Genomic DNA, 17,629 nt, shown 5'->3' with positions numbered 1-17,629 from the left:
GTGTTCCATTGGCAGGGAGGGCACGATTCCAGGGACGCGCCGGGCGGTGGTCGTGAGCCCGAGGGAGAAGACCCCGCCGCGGGCGCCCCGGCCGCGCGCCGGGGAGCGACAGGGCGTCACAGATGAACTCCTTGTAATCTGAAGACAGGCGGCCAATGCTCGGGCGCCAGACGCGCCGTGCCGTCTTTGGCCCGCGGGCCCCTTGCATGCTGAGCCATGGTGGGTTATCTACGTAGTGCGCGGTGCGTATCCGCGTAGGGTGTGACGGGAGTTCCGTCACAGGTTCTGGAGTGGTCGGGCCGCCATTCCGCAGATCGCAAGCGCGATCGCGGAAGACATTCTCGATGCAACCAGACCTGCTGGACCTCGTGTCCGCACCGACCCTTATCAACACGGTGGTGGCTGGAGACGCCCTCAGCCCTCTGCTGCGGCAGGCGGTGGTGCTCCCCGTCCTCGCCGGCTTCGTGCTGCTCTTCCTGGTCGCGCTCCGGGGCCGGTTCGTCGGCCGCTCGCGCTGGATCGACAGGGTGGCCGTGGTGACGTTGCTCCTGCTGGCCCTCCTGACGAAGCCGGACCGGGCGCAGCACGCGACGGCGCTGCGCGCGGCGGACCTGCTGAACGCCCCCGTGCTCATCCACGGCGACTACCTGGTCGTCTCGGCCACGACCGGGCATTCGACCCTCGCCATTGGCGTGTTCGGCAAGGTGTTCGTGTTCCACCGCGACCGCAGTCCGCCCAGGAAGAAGGCGGGCGATCGGTGTATCACATAACCGCAGTCGCGGACGACCGGGTGCGCTGAGGCTCCCCGGACGCGCCGAGCGCACTCGGTGACGCGTGAACGAGGTCGTGGGCGGCCGTGGCGGCGCCCACGGACGCGCGAGCATTCGTCGCGCTGCCGCAATTTTTATTGCGGCCCCGGCGACTCCGTCCCCGGAGGTCGAGTGCCAGCAGCGCGAGCGAGACGCGGCGCATCGATGCGCTCCGGGGCGAGCGGGCGGGTCGCCGTCGCGGGCGTCGCCGTGGCGCTGGCGAGCTGCCACGTGTGCCCGCGCGAGGACGACTGCGATCGGTGGTTCCGGCTCGACCACGAGCAGCCGCTGCGCGTGGCCGAGTCCGTGGTCGCGGTCGGGGCGGGCGGAGCGCTGGCGGTGGCATTTCCGCTACGAGCCGCGCGACGCCGGGACCGACGCCGATCTGCACGGGGTGTTCGCGCTCGGCTCGATCGATCCCATGTGTCCGTATGTCGTCGTCGGCGATCGCGGGACGATCCGCGTGTCGGACGATCTCGGCGAGACCTGGCATGCGCCGACTTCTCCGGCGACCGCGGCGGCGCTGCGCGGGCTGGTGGCACACTGCCCGTTCCGGATCGGCATCGCCGTCGGCGACGACGGCACGGTGCTGGTGGCGAGCGGCGATCTGGAGACGTGGCGAGCGCGCGTCAGCGGCACGGACCAGCGTCTGCAGGCAGTGGCGCTCGCGCGGCCGGTCGCCGTCGCGGTCGGCGACGGCGGCACGATCGTGCGCAGCGGCGACGAGGGCGAGACCTGGGCGCCTGTCCCCGTCGACACGACCGCCGATCTGCGGACGGTGGCGCTCACCTCGAGCGGCGGAGGCCCCGCCATGGGCATGATCGGCGCGGCTGACGGCGCGCTGCTGGTGAGTCGAGACGACGGCGAGACCTGGGATCGCATCAACCCCGGGTTCACGCCGCCGATCCGGCAGATCCACGTCGGCGGGTACGAGGTCGACGGCGCGACCCTGCTGTCGGCCACGATCCTGGCCGAGGGCGGGCTGTGGGCCTGGCACGAGGCCGAGGGCGGGCTGACGCGGACGCACTGGCTCGACCTGCCGGCGTACGCGTTCACCCACGCCAGCGCGCCGGGCGGTCCCTCCGCGCTGACGGTGCTGGTCGACGGCGCGGCGGTCGTCTACCGGTATTGCATGGGCTGCGATTGAGGCTCGCGGTCGCGCTCACGCGCGAGCGCTGGGCTCGGGGCTCGAGAACCGCATCGCCCTGTCGGTCACGGGCCCGAGGCGCAGGGCCAGCAGGTCGGACGGGTAGTTCATGCGCAGCCGCCACGGCGCGTGCGCGCCCTGCTTGGGCAGCATCGCCAGCGAGCGCAGCACGTAGCCGGCGCCGAAGTCGAGCAGCGGCCGCTCGGCCATGTTGGCGTCGTCGTTGACGGGCACGCACTGGCGGTGGCCGCGGGCCTCCATGTGCTTGAGCAGGCGGCACACGTACGCGCCGGTGAGGTCGGCCTTGAGGGTCCACGAGGCGTTGGTGTAGCCGAGCGCGAACGCGAAGTTGGGCACGCCCTCGAGCATCAGCCCCTTGTAGGTCTTGCGCGCGGAGACCGGGACCTCGGCGCCATCGACGAACACGCGGATGCCCCCGAACAGCAGCAGGTTGAGGCCGGTCGCGGTGACGATGATGTCGGCGGCGAGCTCGTCGCCCGACTTGAGGCGCAGGCCGGTCTCGGTGAAGCTCTCGATCTCGTCGGTGACCACCGAGGCGTGACCGCGACGGATGGCCTTGAAAAAGTCGCCGTCGGGCGCGAGGCACAGCCGCTGATCCCACGGGTCGTAGCGCGGGGTGAAGTGACGGTCGATGTCGTAACCGGCGGGCAGCTGGCGCTCGAGCGCCTTCCGCAGCACGCGCTTGATGAGGTGCGGGCGCCGGCGCGAGGTCTGATAAATGCCGAGCTGAAACAGGATGTTCTTCCAGCGCACGGCGGCGGCGGCGGCGGCCTCGGGCAACCAGCGGCGCAGCGAGCCGGCGATGCGATCGTCGGTCGGCAGGCTGGAGATCCAGGTCGGCGAACGCTGCAGCATGGTGACGTGCGAGGCGGTCCCGGCCATCGCCGGGACGAGCGTTACCGCGGTCGCGCCGCTGCCGATGACGACGATCCGCTTGCCGGCGTAGTCGAGGTCGGCCGGCCAGTGCTGCGGGTGCACGATGCGACCGGCGAACCGCTCGGTGCCGGCGAATTGCGGGGTGTAGCCCTCGTCGTAGCGGTAGTAGCCGGTGCACCCGAGCAGGAAATCGCAGGTGAGCTGCGAGGCCTCGCCGGTGTCGCCGCGCACGATGTCGACGGTCCAGCGGGCGTCGGCTGTGGCGTAACGCGCCGCGACGACGCGATGATGAAACCGGATCTTGCGATCGATGCCGTAGGCGACGGCGGTGTCGCGCAGGTACTTGAGGATCGAGGGGCCGTCGGCGATTGCCCGCGCCTCGGCCCACGGGCGGAAGCTGTAGCCGAGCGTGTGCATGTCGGAGTCGGAGCGCACGCCGGGGTAACGGAACAGGTCCCAGGTGCCGCCGAGGTCGGCCCGACCCTCAAGCAAGGCGAAGCGCTTGCCGGGGCACCCGTGCTGCAAGTGATAGGCGGCGCCGATGCCGGACAGACCAGCGCCGATGATCAGCACGTCGAGGTGTTCGGGCGTCATGACCCCGACAGTGTTCAACACCGTGTCGAGTGTGTCAACATGGTGTTGACTGGCGGGCCGGATGGGTCCAGATTGCCGCCGTGAGCGCGTTTTTCGGCAAATCGGCGACCGGGCGAGGTCGGCCATGAGCGAGGGCAAGGACCGCCCGTCGCGCGGCCGCCGGGCCCGCCGCCCGAGCGGTGACGACCGCGAGCAGGCGATCCTTACGAGCTTCGAGAAGCTGCTCGAGCAGCGCGCGCTGCCCGAGATCTCGATCGACGACATCGCCCGCGGGGCCGGCATCTCGCGGCCGACGTTCTACTTTTACTTCCCGTCGAAGGACGCGGTGCTGCTGTCGCTGCTCGATCGCATGGTCGAGCAGGCGCGGGCCGAGCGCGACGCGGCGCTGGCGAGCGCAGCCGGGGATCCGGCGCGGGGGTGGCGAGCGGCGATCGAGACGTACTACCGGATCTTCCGCGCCCACCGGGCCGTCAGCGTGGCAGCCGCGGACGCGCGCGTGACGAACCCGGAGGTCCGCGCGCTGTGGTCGCAGGTGATGACGGGGCTGGTGGAGGAGACGGCGGCGGCGATCGAGGCCGAGCGCGCGCGTGGAGCGGCGCGCTGCGGGGCCCCGGCGCGCGACCTCGCCGTCGCGCTCAACTGGATGAACGAGCGGGTGCTGCACGCCGGCTTCGCCGACCACGCGCCGATGATCGACGAGGCGCGGGTGGTGGACGTGCTGCTCGAGATCTGGCTGGCGACGATCTACGGCGGGCAGGTGCCGCGGTGATGGCTGGCCTCGAGGACATGTCTCTTGGAGCATGTCCTATTGGCATTGTTAGAAGAACCAGGAGGGTTCACGCTACGCGAGGGTCAGTCGGCGACCCTGCGGATCAGGAATTGGACGCGACCGTCGGGATGGAGGGCATTGCCGCGGGACTCGGCCAGGTCGATGGCGTAGGCGAAGGCGTCGTCGATAGCGAGGACCCCGCGGTGGCCGTTGAACAGCTCCAGAGCGTCCGAGTCGTCGGGCAGGCCGAAGCGCAGCAGGGTCGGGCGGGACTCGCCTGTCATCTCCGGATCGCAGGCGAGCTCGACGTCGATCTGCAGCGGCGACCCCAACACGTCGAGGCCGTCGCCGTTCAACATGTCGAGCGCGAGGATCAGGACGGCGTCGTCGTCATCGATCGGCTTCATGTGGAGGGAACGGCGGATGCTGTCGCCCTCGATGTCGGCGTGACGCAGACGCACGGACTGCCCGGCGCCCCAGGCGACCGGGCCCTCGGGCCCGGCGTCGATGGTGACTTCGACCGGCCGCAGGGTGCCGGCGATGTCGCAAGTCAACTTCGTGGTCACGACGTCGACGTCGACGATGACGTCGACGATGACCTCGTCGATGACGCAGGTGACGAACTCGAGCGGTGGCAGCGTGTGGTCGGGGGGCCAGCCGGGCAGCGCGATGGCGAACCCGGCGGCGACCTCGGGATCGGTCGACTCGCAGCCGGCTGGCAGGGCCGGGCCAGGGGGATCGCCGGTGACGGTGGAGGGCTCGCTGGTCGAGGCGGTGGCGTCGCTGGTGGAGGAGGTGGTGGTGGCGTCGCTCGTGTAGGTGGAGGCGGTGGCGTCGCTGTCGCTCGCGGAGGAGGAGGTGGCGCCGTCGCTGTCGCTCGTGGGAGCGGAGGTGCTGCTGTCGGACGAACTCGCGGGGTCGCTCGAGGAGGTGGTCGAGGGCCCGGGCGTCCCGGTGGACGAGGTGTCGGATTCACCGACGCCCGGGCCACAGGAGAGGATGAGCAGCAAGGCGCACGAGGCCAGGCGAGCACAAGCGAAGGTCATGCTGCAAGGATGGATGGCCGGCGGATGCCCGGCAAGGCCGGCTCCTCGCGTCCTCGGAGGGCGGGCCGGCGGGGGCGGTCACGCGCGCAGGTCCGCGCCGGGCGTATACCGGCGGCGCTCGTGCTTCGTGCTGTCCTGAAGGACATGTGATGGCAATGGGTCGGCGGGCGACGGCCCGCGGCGAGGGCGCTGGAGGCGAGCCCGGGCTGCGGTGAGGTCGTGCTCGTCGGGCGCGCCGGGATCCAGCGGTCGGCGCCGCCGATCTTCGCGGCCGGGCCGCGCCACCTTTGACGCCGCGGGCGGGCCCGGCGTATCGTCGCGCCGCCGATGACCGACCCCACCGCAGCGGCCGGGAGCACGCGCTGGGCCTGGCTGCGCGGGCACCGGGGCATGTTCCTCGGGTTCGCGGCGATCCACGCCGGTCTGGTGCTCAACGCCATCCCGCTGCGGGTGGTGTTCGGCGCCCAGCCGTTCAGCGGGCCCGACTACCAGACCCACTTTCAGCACACGCACACGCTGACGCGGGCGCTGGCCGAGGGTCGGCTGTGGGTCTACGACCCGATGATGCTGGCCGGCTATCCGGCGGGCCTGTTCTTCGACGTCGACAACAAGGCCCACTTCCTGTTCTGCACCGTGCTGCACCGGCTGGGCCTGCCGCTGACGATGGCGTTCAACCTCTACACGCTGGTCTCGGCGATCGCCATGCCGATCTCGCTGACGCTGGCGGCGCGGCTGCTCGGCGTGTCGGCCCGGTCGCAGGCGTGGACGTTCGGGCTCGGCGTGCTGCTGTGGCACTTCGAGTCGCTGATCCGCTTCTTCTGGGGCGGCGGCATGATCTCGTTCGCGACCGTCTCGCACCTGTGCGTGCTGGTGCTGGCGCTGTTCTGGCGCCAGCTCGGCGCCGCACCGGCACGCGGCGGCTGGGCGGCGCTGCTGGTGCTGCTGCCGCTGACGCTGCTGACCCACGTGTGGAGCTTCGCCGCGCTCGCGGGGCCGATGATCGGCCTCTACGTCGCGCGCGCCCGCGGGCTCGCGCTCGCCGGCCACGCGCGCGTGTGGGGCCTGGCGGCGCTGACGATCGCCGTCAATGCTTACTGGCTGTGGCCCGCCCTGACGCACATGGAGCTGATGGCGCCGTCGCACAAGCTCGGCCAGGCCACGCCCGCGTTCTTCTTCTACGACCTGCTCGAGGTGTTCGTCGATCCGCTGACGACCGGGTTCGTCCGCCAGCGCACGTTCGTGCGCACCATCGCGGTGCTGGCCGCGATCGGGACCTTGCTGGCCTGGCGACGCACGCGCGAACCGGCGCTCGGCTTCGCCGGCGGCACGCTGGCGTGGCTGTTCGGGCTCAGCTACATAGGCGCCCTGCTGCCGCTGGTGCCGGCCACCGAGCCGTACCGGTTCGCGGCGCCGATGGCCTGCTGGGCCGCGGTGCTGGCCGGGCCGTGGCTCGCCGACAACCTGACCCGAAGGACATGGTCGCAGATCCCCGCGGGCCTGCGCGGGCTGGCGATCGGCCTGCTCGTGCTGCTGGCGCCGCGGGTCTACGCCCAGCTGGCGACCTTCTTGCCCGGCGTCGACGTGTCGCCGATGGGCTTCCTCAAGAGCGTGGTGCAGGAGGAGCAGTTCTTCCCGAGCATGCGCCTGAAGCCGATCAGCGACGATTTCCAGGAGGTCGCCGCGTGGGTCGCCGCGCAGCCCGACGAGGGCCGGTTCCTCGTGCACTACTGGGCCCTCGGCGAGTACCTGCGCTGGGCCACCGACCGGCCGATCCTCGGCGGCTTCCCCGATCGCCGGACCATCCACGAGCAGGCCAACCTGTTCCACTGGCTCGACAGCGACGAGCGCTACAACGAGGGCCTCGAGCGCTATCTGCAGACCTTCAACGTCGCGTACGTGCTGATGTCGGTGCCGCACATCCCGGCGATCGAGCGCCGCCTCGACCTGCTCGAGCCGCGCGGGATCGTCGGCGGCCGCTATCGCGCCTACCGCGTGCGCAAGCCGGCCGGGTACCTGGTCCGCGGCAGCGCCCGCGTCGAGGCGGGGCTCGGACGGATCGCCGTGTCGGCGGCGAAGCCGGCGCCCGGCACGCAGGAGCTGGTGCTGCGATTTCACTGGTTGCAGGAGCTGCGCTGCCGCAGCGAGGTCGCGAACATCGATTGCCAGATCGAGCGCGAGCCGGTCGAGGGCGACGAAACGGGGTTTATCCGGGTCGTGGGGGGGCCGACGCTGCCGGCCGAATTCGTGCTCGAACAGGGCCCCTGAGGCCAGGGCTGTGGCGGCGTGCAGGTCCGTGCCGCCGAGGCGCGGCGGGTATCACACAGGTAGGCGAGGGCGGTGGCAGTCCGTCCGAGGCTGTTCATCCTTGGCGATACCGAGGGTCCGTCATGCGCAGTATCTGTATCCGCCCGCGCTGCCGCGGTCCGCGTTATGGGAAGACCTCGTCGTCGCCGCTATCTTCGACGCCGGGGCCGACACTCCCTCTATTCACACTCCCCTTATCGCCCCCGAGCTCGCGCCCGCTGGCCCGGCCACGGACCGTCAGGTCCGACCGATCAGCGGCGCGACTGTCCAGGTCCTCGCATTCGCGCGCGGGACCGCCGTGAACTTCGCATCGATGCCTCTCGGAGCGAGCTCCACTGGCAGATCGGCGATGCATCCGCGTCGCGGCCTTCGTGACGCTCCGAGTCCTCTCCGCGCTGTGATGCCACGCGTCCGCGTCGCCGGAGCCCGCGGCGACGCGGGCGCGAGGTGTCACCCCCCGAACAGGGCCCCGTGCAGCAGCGCCGCCGCGGTCGCGCCCACCAGCGGGCCGGCGATCGGCACCCACGCGTAGCCCCAGTCGCTGTCGCCCTTGCCGCGCAGCGGCAGGATCGCGTGGGCCAGCCGCGGCCCGAGGTCGCGCGCCGGGTTGATGGCGTAGCCGGTCGGGCCGCCGAGCGACAGGCCGATCGCCAGCACCAGCAGCGCGACCGGCAGGGCGTCGAGGGCCCCGAGCCCGTGCGTCGGCGCGGCGATCTGCAGCACCCCGAGCACGAACACGCAGGTGGCGATCGCCTCGGTGAGGAAGTTGCTGCCGAGGTCGCGGATCGCCGGCGCGGTGCAGAACACCCCGCGCACGGTCGCGGGGTCGGCGGTGGCGTCGAACTGGCGCCGATAGGCGAGCCACACGATCGTGGCGCCGACGAAGGCGCCGAGCAATTGGGCGCACATGTACGAAGGGACATCCTGCCACAGGAACTTGCCGCGCAGCGCCAGCGCCAGGGTGACCGCCGGGTTGAGGTGCGCGCCGCTGGTCGAGGCGACCGCGTAGACGGCGACGAACACCGCGGCGGCCCAGCCGGCGGTGATGGCCATGAGGCCGCCGCCGTGCCCGTGCGTGCGCGCCAGGGCGACGTTGGCGACCACGCCGTCGCCGAGCACGATGAGGAGCGCGGTCCCGAGGAACTCGGCGGAGAAGGGCGACATCGCGGCGAGGATAGACCGGCGGTCAGCCGCCGGCGAGCCGCAGCCGGAGGTCCTCGACGCGCAGCAGCAGGCCGGCGAGCTCGCGCACGTCGGGGTCGATCGAGGGGCGCCGGGGGTCGTCGGTCCGCGCCGCGAGCTCGGCGTCGAGGCTGCGCAGGGCCTCGACGTCGGCGAGCAGGACGGCGACGGCGCAGCGCGAGATCGGGTCGTCGCCGTGGCCGGCGACCTTGCGGGCGACCGCCTCCCAGTCGGCGCGCGGCAGACCGAGGCGACGCATCGCATGGGCGAGGAGGTGCTGCTCCTGGCGATCACCGCTGGAATCGGCCTGCGCGCGCAGCTCGTCGCGGGCGGCGAGATTGTCGGGGTCGCGCTCGAGCAGCGCCTGGGCGATCCACCGCCGACGGACACGCCCGGGCTCGGCGGCCAGCAATCGCCGCAGGTGCTCGGGGCCGTCGGGGTACTCGCCGAGGCGGCGCAGGGCGGTGTCGATGTTGGGGCTGTTCGGCGGGGTGTCCGGCTGCAATCGTAACAGACGCTCGATCCCGGCGTCGCGCCAGGTCGGCCGGCTGATCAAGGCAGCGACGGCCATCCAGCGCAATTGACCGCTCCATTCGCCGGCATCGGCCAAATGGCACCACAGCGCCCGCGCGGCGGCCCAGCGGCCGTGTTGCTCGGCCACCGGCGGCAGGGTCATCGCCGCCCACGCCAGCGTCACGCAGCCGATATCGTCGCCCAGCGAGGCCAGCACCCGATCGATGCCGTCGCGCAGGCGGCCGTGGGTGAGCGCCCAGTTGGCCGCGTCGTGAGTGCGGCGATCCTGGGAGCGCAACATCGTCACCAGCGCGGCGGCGGCCTCTTCGTCGCCGAAATGCGCCGCGAGCAGACAGGCAGTCGCACGCGGCTCGGGGGCCCCGAGGGCCATCAATCGCCGACACAGGTCGACCGCGGCGGTCGGTTCGAGGCGCAGCGCGGTGGCGACGATTTGAGCGTTGATCTCTTGCAAGATCACGCTCGGTTGGTGGGCGGCGATCGCCGAAATCTCACCATCGAGGGCGGAGATCGCCTCGCTACGCATCGTCGACGACGAGATCAGCAGAGCGGCGGTGAACATGCGCTCGAGCGAATCACGGCCCTCGTCGAGCATCCTCAGCGCCAGCTCGGGCTCGGCCGCGGTGCCGGCGAGGTCGCCGAGCCAGGCCACGACCTGGGCGTCCCACGCCCAGCCGAAGCGATCCAGGCTGCGGATCAGCTGTTCGAGCTCGCCGTCGGTCCACGGGCCCATGCTCGCCAGGCCATCGGCGAATGGCATGAGCACGGCCGGCGACCTGGCGAGCAGACGCGCGAGCAGGCGCGGGCGGGACGCGACGGCGGTCACGGCGATCACCGCGTGGACGAGCGACACCTGGGTCGAGCTGCCGTGCGACAGCTGCACGTTAAACTCCGGGATCCCCAGCAGCCGTCCGCTCCCGCCGGTCGCCTCGAACCATTCGCCCAGCCGGCGCGCACCGGGCCAGCGCGGGCCGATCGGGCGCAGCACGGCCGCCAGCCCGCGCATGTCGAGCTCGCCCAGCGCGGCGAGCGAGATCCACGCCTCGCTCAGCGCATCTGCCAGCGCGGCCAGATCGGGACCGATGGGCTCGACCTCGGCGAAGCAGCGCACCACGAACTCGCTGGCCGCCAGCAAGCGCGCGGCCGCGAGCGAGGGGCCGCCGGCGACGACCGCTCGCAAGGCCCGCACCGCCAGCGCCGGTCGACTCTCCGCGATCAGCCCGCAGGCCATCGGCAGGACCTCGGTCCAGGTGCTGTGGTGCCAATCGGCGGCGAATCGTGCCACCACATCCGGGTCCTGTGACTCTGCCAGCGCGTCGGCGGCGAAGAACTCGAGCAGCGAGCGATGCACGAAGCCGAAGCTAGCGCCGCCGAGCGGCGAGATCGCGTGGACCTCCTCGTTGAGCTCGGCGATCAGCGACTCGGCCCGCGCGACCGCCTCGTCGCGGCTCAGGCCCGGCTCGCGCTCGCGGAAGAAGCTGGCGGCGAAGCGGTGCAGCGCGGCGTGCTCGACGATGTTCTCGGCCCCTTGGCCGGGCGCGGTCAGCATCGTCCATGCCAGCCCGCGCAGGAACGCCATGCGGGCGCGGGCGTCGAGCGAGAGCGGCCCGCGGCGGTCGGCCCAGGTGCGCACCGTGAGCGCGCAGATCTGCGACAGCACCGCGTGGCGCTGCTGCAGCGGCATGCCCCGGCGGGCCAGCACCAGCACGAACGTGGCGATCAGCGGCGACCGCATCTGCTCGCGCACCGCCGCGGTCCCGAGCGCGCGCTGCAGCGCCGCCGCGTCGATGAGGCCCGCGCCGAACCAGTTGTTTCCGAGCTTCGCCAGCATCGGATCGTCGAGCGGGACCAGCTCGTGGATGGCGAAGCCGGCCTCACGCAGGGTCTCGCGGGCCGGGGTCACGCCGCGCGGGCGGCTGGTGACGAGCACTGGTCCGCGGTCGCGCAGGTGGATCAGCTGTTCGACGCAGTGCGATCGCAGCTCGGCGTCGGCCACCTCGTCGAGGCCGTCGACGATCCACGTCACCTCGCCGGCCAGCGCCAGCCCGCGGAGCTGCGTCGCCGACAGCGGCACGCCCGTGGTAGCGAAGGTCTCGCCGAGGAAGCGCAGGAAGCTGTGCGGACCGGTCGCCCGGGTCGTCCAGGCCGCATAGCGCCCCAGCTCGACGCGGACCGGCGTCCGACCTCCGGCCTCCAGCTGCTCGATCAGCGCCCGGCGGGCCACCACGCTCTTGCCCGCGCCCGGGTCGCCGAGCAGCAGCAGCCACGGCGCCTGTGCCGGCCACAGCTCGAGCACCGGCGCGGCGACCTCGAGCACCGGCAGCGGCATCGGCCCCTGCGCGTCGGTCGGCGGCTGCAGCTGCGGCGCCGGGACGGGTCGTGAGGTCAGCGAGATCCACACCCGGTCGAGGTCGTGGTCGGCGCCGTCGAGGAACTTGCCGACTTGCTGCTCGAGCGGCGGGCGGCGGGCCGTGAGGCGGGCGTGCTCGGCGTAGCGATCGATCGCGCGGCGCAGCGACGGGTCGGGGTGCGCGGCCAGGTAGTCGGCGACGACGCGGGCGAGCTCCTCGCCGCGGCCGCCGGCGTCGTGCTGCAGGGCCGCGAACAGCTCGAGCGTCTGCCCGCGATGTTCGCAGTGCTGCAGCAGCACGAATGCCAACCTCTGCGCGTGCACCTCGACGGGCAGCGCACTGCCGATCTCCGCGCCGAGGTGGAGTTCGACGAGCTGTCGCAGGTCGCGCGGGTCGGGGTAGCGGCGGACGAGGTACTCGTGCAGGGCGACCGCCGGGGTCATCGCGGCCACGCTACCACACGCCGCGGACCGGCGATCGCGTGCGGCTCATGGCATTGGTTTTACGGTCGCTGCCACAGCTTGCGCTGGCCGCTGGCGGACGCCTCGGCGATGGTGTCGACGAGGTGGTGCAGCTTGACCGCGTCGCGGAAGCTCGGGGCGATCGCCGTGCCCCGGTCGAGGTCGCGGGCGAAGGCGGGTCGGGCGCGGCCGACGGCGAGCGGCGCGCGAGCCCGCCTCGCAGCGTCTCGGGACATGTTCGAGAGGACATGCCTCGACAGACATATGAAAAGAGACATGTCCGTTAGGACATGTCTCTCGTGTCATCGGCGGCCGCTCGTGCGGCTCAGTTCCGGCGCGGCTTGCCGAACAGGCGCCCGCGCAGCAGGTTGCGCTTGGGCGGGCGCTTGCCCTCGTCGTCGGGCGGCTCGCCGTCGCGGGTGATCCGCAGCTGGCCGCCGGCGACCCACACGTTCTTCAGGTGCTGCAGCAGCTCGTCGGGCAGCTCGGCGGGCAGCTCGACGAAGGCGTGGTCCTTCTGGATGTCGATGCGGCCGATCTGCTTGCTCGTCAGCCGGGCCTCGTTGGCGATCGCGCCGACCAGGTTGCCGGGCCGGAGGCCGTGGAGGTGGCCGACCTCGACGCGGTAGGCGGCCATGCCGGGGTCGGGGCCGCGCGCCGGCGGCCGCTCCTCGTGCGTGTGCCGCTCCTCGGGCTCGCGGCGCTCGGCCGCCAGCATGAACGGCTCGCCCTTGCGGACCATCTTGGCCAGGGCGGCCGCGATCTCGAGCGCGGGGATGTTGTCCTCCTTCTCGAGCTCCTCGATCGCGTTCTGGAACGGCTCGAGGCCGCCAGCGGCGATGCTGTCGCGGATCTGCTGCTTGAACCGCGCCAGCCGCACGTCGTTGACCATCTTGATGGTCGGCAGCTCCATCGGCGTGATCGGCTGTCGGGTCGCGCGCTCGATCATGCGCAGCAGGCCGCGCTCGCGCGGGGCGATGAACAGGACCGCCTCGCCGCTGCGGCCGGCGCGGCCCGTGCGGCCGATCCGGTGGACGTAGCTCTCCGGGTCGGTCGGCACGTCGTAGTTCATGACGTGGCTGATGCGGTCGACGTCGAGCCCGCGGGCGGCGACGTCGGTGGCGACGAGGATGTCGATCGCGCCGTCGCGCAGCATGGCGATCGTGCGCTCGCGCTGGGCCTGCGGGATGTCGCCGTTGATCGCCGCGGCCGCGAAGCCGCGGGCCTGCAGGCGCTCGGCCAGGTCGTCGGTGGCGACCTTGGTGCGGGCGAACACGATCATCGCGTCGAACGTCTCGGCCTCGAGGATCCGCGTCAGCGCGTCGAGCTTGTGCATGCCGCTGACGACCCAGTAGCGCTGGCGGATGTTGTCGGCGGTGCGGCTCTTGCCGGCGATCGTGACCTCGACCGGGTCGCGCAGGTAGGTCTGGGCGATCCGCCGGATCGGCGGCGGCAGGGTGGCCGAGAACAGCGCGGTCTGCCGCGCGGCCGGGGTCGCGCGCAGGATGTGCTCGACGTCGTCGATGAAGCCCATGCGCAGCATCTCGTCGGCCTCGTCGAGCACGACCTGGCGCAGCTGCGTCAGGTCGAGCGAGCCGCGGCCGAGGTGATCGATGATGCGCCCCGGGGTGCCGACGACGACATGGACCCCGCGCCCGAGCGCTTGCAGCTGCGGGCCGTAGCTCTGGCCGCCGTAGATCGGCAGCACGCGGAAGCCCGGCATGTGGGCGGCGTAGCGGTGCAGCGCCTCGGCGACCTGGATCGCCAGCTCGCGCGTGGGCGTGAGCACCAGCGCCTGCAGGGTCGGCCGGGTCCGGTCGAGGCGCGCGAGGATCGGCAGGGCGAACGCCGCGGTCTTGCCGGTGCCGGTCTGGGCCTGGCCGAGCAGGTCGCGTCCGGCCAGCAGGTGCGGGATCGTCTGCGACTGGATCGGTGACGGCGTCTCGTAGCCGACGTCGCTCAGGGCCTTGAGGAGCGGCTCGGGCAGGTCGAGCGCGGCGAAGCCGGTCGGCGGGGGGAGGTCTTCGTCGTCGCTCATGCGCGGCAACGTCTACCCGATTAAAAACGCCCGCGGGGCGCGCGGCGGCGTGCCGTTGGACACGCCGCCGCGCGCGCGCGGGCGGGCTGGACCGTCCGGGGCCGCGCAAAGGCGGGCTGGGCGGCCCGGTGCGCGGTCAGGATCGCCGCGTCGCCAGGCTCACTCCGGCTCGCAGCCGCAGCCGGTCGCGTCGAAGAAGTGCTTCATGCCCTTGGGGCACGCGAACTTGATCGCCAGGCAGGCGGCCGGATCGTGGTTCACGTACACCCGGCCGGAGTCGGTGCAGACGCCGATGCAGTCGTCCCCGCCCTTCTCCGGGTCGCAGTCGTCGCTGGGGTCGTCGACGCAGGTCTGGCCCTTGGGGCAGGCGGTGCCGAGGATCCCGCCGCACACGGCCGGGCCGTCCTCGCAGACGCCGATGCAGTCGGAGCCGCCGTTCTGCGGGTCGCAATCGTCGTTCGGGTCGTCGACGCAGACCTGGCCGTCGGGGCATTCGGTGCCGAGGAAGCCGCCGCAGGTCGCGGGGGCCTCCTCGCAGACGCCGATGCAGTCGGCGCCGCCGTTCTGCGGGTCGCAATCGTCGTTCGGGTCGTCGACGCAGACCTGTCCTTCGGGGCATTCGGTTCCGAGGAAGCCGCCGCAGGTCGCGGGGCCGGGGTCCTCGCAGATGCCGATGCAATCGGCGCCGCCCTTGAGCGGGTCGCAATCGTCGCTCGGGTCGTCGACGCAGACGAGGCCGGCCGGGCATTCGAGGCCCGCGAAGCCGCCGCAGACCAGCGGATCGGCCTCGCGCGGCGTGATGTCCCCGGAATCGCAGGCGGCGAAAGCGGTGAGAACGAGGGTGAGGTGGGTGAGATGCCTAAGGTATTTTCGCATGATGTCTCCGAACCCTTTGGTTGGAAAAGGGTCATGAAGGATAGGATCCGAAATGCCAGTGACCAGGGTCCTTCGATGCAATCGCGCGAGAGGAACATCCGCTGGCGCGCGTGAAACCCCGGCCCGCGGGCGCCCTTTCGTCGCGCGTGCGCGGCAGCGAATGGCTGCAGAGCCCGCCCCGCGCCCGGGTCCGCCGGGGGCGCGACGAGAGCCGCGGGCGAATGCAGCACGAATTCGCGGTGCGCGAATGGCACAAGCGCCGATCCGCCACCGACGCGCGCTCTCGCCAATTGCCGCGATGTCACCGGCGCGGATATGCATAGGGTCGTCAGGCCGCAGCGCGTCGATCGTGGCGCGGGAGATCGGCTTGCGGCGCGGGCGCATCCTCACGTCGAAATGAACCGTGGTCGGAGATCCGCAGCGCGATAAGAGTCCCCGGGATCGGGGGCATGCGGTGCTGTGATTGTCGGTGTTCGGCGATCGATCGAGTCCATGCAATCGCGACGAGCGCCGCGACTCGATCCGAGCGGCCGAGGGGCGCGGGCCGGGCGTGCGAGCGGACGCTCGCGGCGGGCGGACAGGCGCTGATTTCTGCGGCCGTTCGCTGGACGCCAGCGCGGGTCGGCTCAATCTTGCGGGGCCGTCGATTGGGCGGCGCCCGCGATTTTCGCAAGGAGACGATGCTCATGTGGATCTTCGACATCACCACGAAAGCTGGCCCCGCGGCGCTGCTGGTCGCCCTGGTCGCCCTGTCCGCCCCCGCGATCGCGGCCGAGCCCGACGCCGAGGACGCCCGCGCGATGACCTCGATCCTCGACTACATCGACGACAGCCAGGGGCTGGACTCGGTCGAGAACGACGCCATTCGGCTGGGAGACCGCGGCGACTTCGTGGTCCTGCGCGGGCCGAGCCAGATCGAGGTCAAGGTGACGCAGGGGCCGCGCGGCGGCCAGCGGACCACCAGCTACATCATCCGCCGCATCGAGTACGGCACGCTCTACCGCCTCACCAACAACGAGACCTCGGGCTGGGACATCGACATCGAGGTCCGCCTGCGCGTGGCGCAGTGAAGCAGGCGAGCGCGGCTCACTCGTCGTCGTCGTCGTCCGCTGTCCACAGGTAGCCGGACTCGCTGACGACCACGGCGTCGCGCATCGACTCGTCGGGCCCGAGCGTGCGCGGCTGGCCGCTGCCGCGCCACGGCGGCACGTCCCGGCCGTCGCGCCAGATCTCGAGGCGCTGGCGCGCACCGTCTCGCTCGAACACCAGCACCAGCAGGTCGTCGCTGCAATCGGCGGCGATCAGCGTGGTCCCGGTGAGCGCCGTCGTGATGCTGCGAAAGCGACGCCCCGCGGCCGCGAGCGCGATGCGGTCGCACTCGAAGAATTCTTCGCTCACGAGGTCGCCGTCGATCGTGGCCCAGCCCGCCGCGGCCCACAGCGTCACGACGAGCCAGCGCGGCTCGTGCGGGCGGCCGCCGCCGACTTGGATGCCGAGGAAGCCGGGGCCGCCCATGCCGTAGGTGCCGAGCGGGGTCTTGACGGCGAGCACGAGGCCGCCGCGCGGCTCGAAGCCGCCGTCGCGGAACAACTTCGGCGGCCGGATCTCGGTCGGCAGGCCGTGCGGGTATTCGTCCTCGTCGGCGGTCAGGTCGCCCTCGACGCACCCGTGGATGCTCTTGCCCTTGCTCATCGTCCGGCGAGGCTAACAAAGCGGGCCCGGGCGTGACAGACGATCATGGCTCGGATCTGCGCGGCGAGGGTCTCGTTTCATGTCTGGAAGGACATGCCTTAAAAGACAGCCTTGTGGTTCGCGCCGGGATGGCGGGAGATGAACCGCGTCGTCTCCGCGGACTCGGCCGCGGGCGAGGGACCTGGGGAGGGGCCCGGCGCGAGGCGCCACGGCTCAGGCCGCAGCGGTCCGGGGCGGATCGCATAAATCATCGTCATGAAACAGAATTTCGCCCACCGCGCGGGCCGACGAAAAAATTCGTCGAGGCCGTGTCGATCTGGCGGCTGGCCGTTCGTCGCGTGTACGAACAACCTACCGGCACCGGCGCGGTGCCGCAGCGAAAGGACACGACGATGAAGGTCATGGTGATCGTAAAGGCCACGAAGAACAGCGAAGCGGGCGTCATGCCGAGCGAGAAGCTGATGGCCGAGATGGGCAACTACAACGAGGCGCTGGTCAAGGCGGGCGTGATGCTGGGCGGCGACGGCCTGCACCCGAGCGTGAAGGGCAAGCGGATCCGGATCTCGGGTAAGACGCGCGACGTGATCGACGGTCCATTCGCCGAGACCAAGGAGCTGGTGGCCGGCTACTGGATCTGGCAGGTGCGATCGATGGACGAGGCGGTCGAGTGGGCGCGCCGCTGCCCGGAGCCGATGCCGAACGAGGAGGCCGAGCTCGAGATCCGGCCGATCTTCGAGGCGGAGGACTTCGGCGAGGAATACACGCCGGAGATTCGCGCGCAGGAGGACCGCCTCCGCGCCGAGCTCGAGCAGCAGCAGAAGAAATGAGGCGCGTCGGGCCGACTGTCGCAGGTCGGCCGCCCGGCGCCGACGATGCCCCGACCCGGCGGACGATGCCGTGAGGACGCGGCATCGCCCGCGCCGGGCCGCGGG

Annotated in this window: 15 protein-coding genes; 6 read left to right on the top strand and 9 right to left on the bottom strand. The window is 71.7% G+C overall.

The features are described from left to right. Window positions 1–344: 344 nt before the first annotated feature. Both POL25_RS06390 and POL25_RS06385 read left to right on the top strand, forming a co-directional pair. The gene (locus POL25_RS06390; RefSeq protein WP_272085002.1) at window positions 345–770 is read left to right on the top strand and encodes a hypothetical protein; all 426 of its coding nucleotides are present in this window, start codon (window positions 345–347) and stop codon (window positions 768–770) included. Window positions 771–1,230: 460 nt separating this feature from the next. Next, the gene (locus tag POL25_RS06385; RefSeq protein ID WP_272085001.1) at window positions 1,231–1,956 is read left to right on the top strand and encodes a WD40/YVTN/BNR-like repeat-containing protein; all 726 of its coding nucleotides are present in this window, start codon (window positions 1,231–1,233) and stop codon (window positions 1,954–1,956) included. 15 nt (window positions 1,957–1,971) lie between these two features. Here POL25_RS06385 and POL25_RS06380 read toward each other — a convergent pair whose 3' ends face one another. Continuing rightward, the gene (locus POL25_RS06380) at window positions 1,972–3,447 is read right to left on the bottom strand and encodes a flavin-containing monooxygenase (RefSeq protein WP_272085000.1); all 1,476 of its coding nucleotides are present in this window, start codon (window positions 3,445–3,447) and stop codon (window positions 1,972–1,974) included. A 124-nt stretch (window positions 3,448–3,571) separates the two neighbouring features. On the opposite strand from POL25_RS06380, the gene POL25_RS06375 reads away from it, so the two are divergent. Next, on the top strand, window positions 3,572–4,216 hold the full coding sequence (locus POL25_RS06375) for a TetR/AcrR family transcriptional regulator (protein ID WP_272084999.1): 645 nt from the start codon (window positions 3,572–3,574) through the stop codon (window positions 4,214–4,216). 83 nt (window positions 4,217–4,299) lie between these two features. Here the strand turns inward: POL25_RS06375 and POL25_RS06370 are convergent, their stop codons facing one another. Next, complete coding sequence (locus POL25_RS06370) at window positions 4,300–5,262, bottom strand: hypothetical protein (RefSeq protein WP_272084998.1); 963 nt, start codon at window positions 5,260–5,262, stop codon at window positions 4,300–4,302. Window positions 5,263–5,589: 327 nt separating this feature from the next. Here POL25_RS06370 and POL25_RS06365 point away from each other — a divergent pair, with 327 nt between their 5' ends. Beyond that, window positions 5,590–7,527, top strand: a complete 1,938-nt coding sequence (locus POL25_RS06365) for a hypothetical protein (RefSeq protein WP_272084996.1) — start codon at window positions 5,590–5,592, stop codon at window positions 7,525–7,527. 489 nt (window positions 7,528–8,016) lie between these two features. On the opposite strand, the gene POL25_RS06360 is transcribed toward POL25_RS06365, so the two are convergent. From POL25_RS06360 to POL25_RS06340, 5 genes are all read right to left on the bottom strand, one after another. Next, window positions 8,017–8,730 carry an MIP/aquaporin family protein gene (locus POL25_RS06360; RefSeq protein ID WP_272084995.1) on the bottom strand — a complete coding sequence of 238 codons (714 nt, stop codon included), beginning with the start codon at window positions 8,728–8,730 and terminating at the stop codon, window positions 8,017–8,019. Between the two features lie 22 nt (window positions 8,731–8,752). Then, a complete protein-coding gene (locus POL25_RS06355; RefSeq protein ID WP_272084994.1) occupies window positions 8,753–12,073 on the bottom strand; it encodes an NACHT domain-containing protein in 3,321 nt (1,106 codons plus the stop codon). A 59-nt stretch (window positions 12,074–12,132) separates the two neighbouring features. Then, entirely contained in the window at window positions 12,133–12,327 is a 195-nt protein-coding gene (locus POL25_RS06350; RefSeq protein WP_272084993.1) for a hypothetical protein, read from the bottom strand. An 89-nt stretch (window positions 12,328–12,416) separates the two neighbouring features. Further along, window positions 12,417–14,129 carry a DEAD/DEAH box helicase gene (locus tag POL25_RS06345; protein ID WP_272084991.1) on the bottom strand — a complete coding sequence of 571 codons (1,713 nt, stop codon included), beginning with the start codon at window positions 14,127–14,129 and terminating at the stop codon, window positions 12,417–12,419. A gap of 159 nt (window positions 14,130–14,288) precedes the next feature. Further along, complete coding sequence (locus POL25_RS06340) at window positions 14,289–15,005, bottom strand: hypothetical protein (protein ID WP_272084990.1); 717 nt, start codon at window positions 15,003–15,005, stop codon at window positions 14,289–14,291. Window positions 15,006–15,691: 686 nt separating this feature from the next. Between POL25_RS06340 and POL25_RS06335 the strand changes: the two genes are divergently transcribed. After that, complete coding sequence (locus POL25_RS06335) at window positions 15,692–16,075, top strand: hypothetical protein (protein WP_272084989.1); 384 nt, start codon at window positions 15,692–15,694, stop codon at window positions 16,073–16,075. Between the two features lie 16 nt (window positions 16,076–16,091). On the opposite strand, the gene POL25_RS06330 is transcribed toward POL25_RS06335, so the two are convergent. Both POL25_RS06330 and POL25_RS06325 read right to left on the bottom strand, forming a co-directional pair. After that, a complete protein-coding gene (locus tag POL25_RS06330; protein WP_272084988.1) occupies window positions 16,092–16,697 on the bottom strand; it encodes a hypothetical protein in 606 nt (201 codons plus the stop codon). Between the two features lie 253 nt (window positions 16,698–16,950). After that, entirely contained in the window at window positions 16,951–17,100 is a 150-nt protein-coding gene (locus POL25_RS06325) for a hypothetical protein (protein WP_272087261.1), read from the bottom strand. On the opposite strand from POL25_RS06325, the gene POL25_RS06320 reads away from it, so the two are divergent. Continuing rightward, a complete protein-coding gene (locus tag POL25_RS06320; protein WP_272087238.1) occupies window positions 17,090–17,524 on the top strand; it encodes a YciI family protein in 435 nt (144 codons plus the stop codon). The genes POL25_RS06325 and POL25_RS06320 overlap by 11 nt on opposite strands. Window positions 17,525–17,629 lie beyond the last annotated feature (105 nt).

This window comes from Nannocystis bainbridge, from assembly GCF_028368995.1.
In the GTDB taxonomy this organism is placed as follows: Bacteria; Myxococcota_A; Polyangia; order Nannocystales; family Nannocystaceae; genus Nannocystis; species Nannocystis bainbridge.
This window is presented reverse-complemented; position numbering and strand designations above follow the sequence as displayed.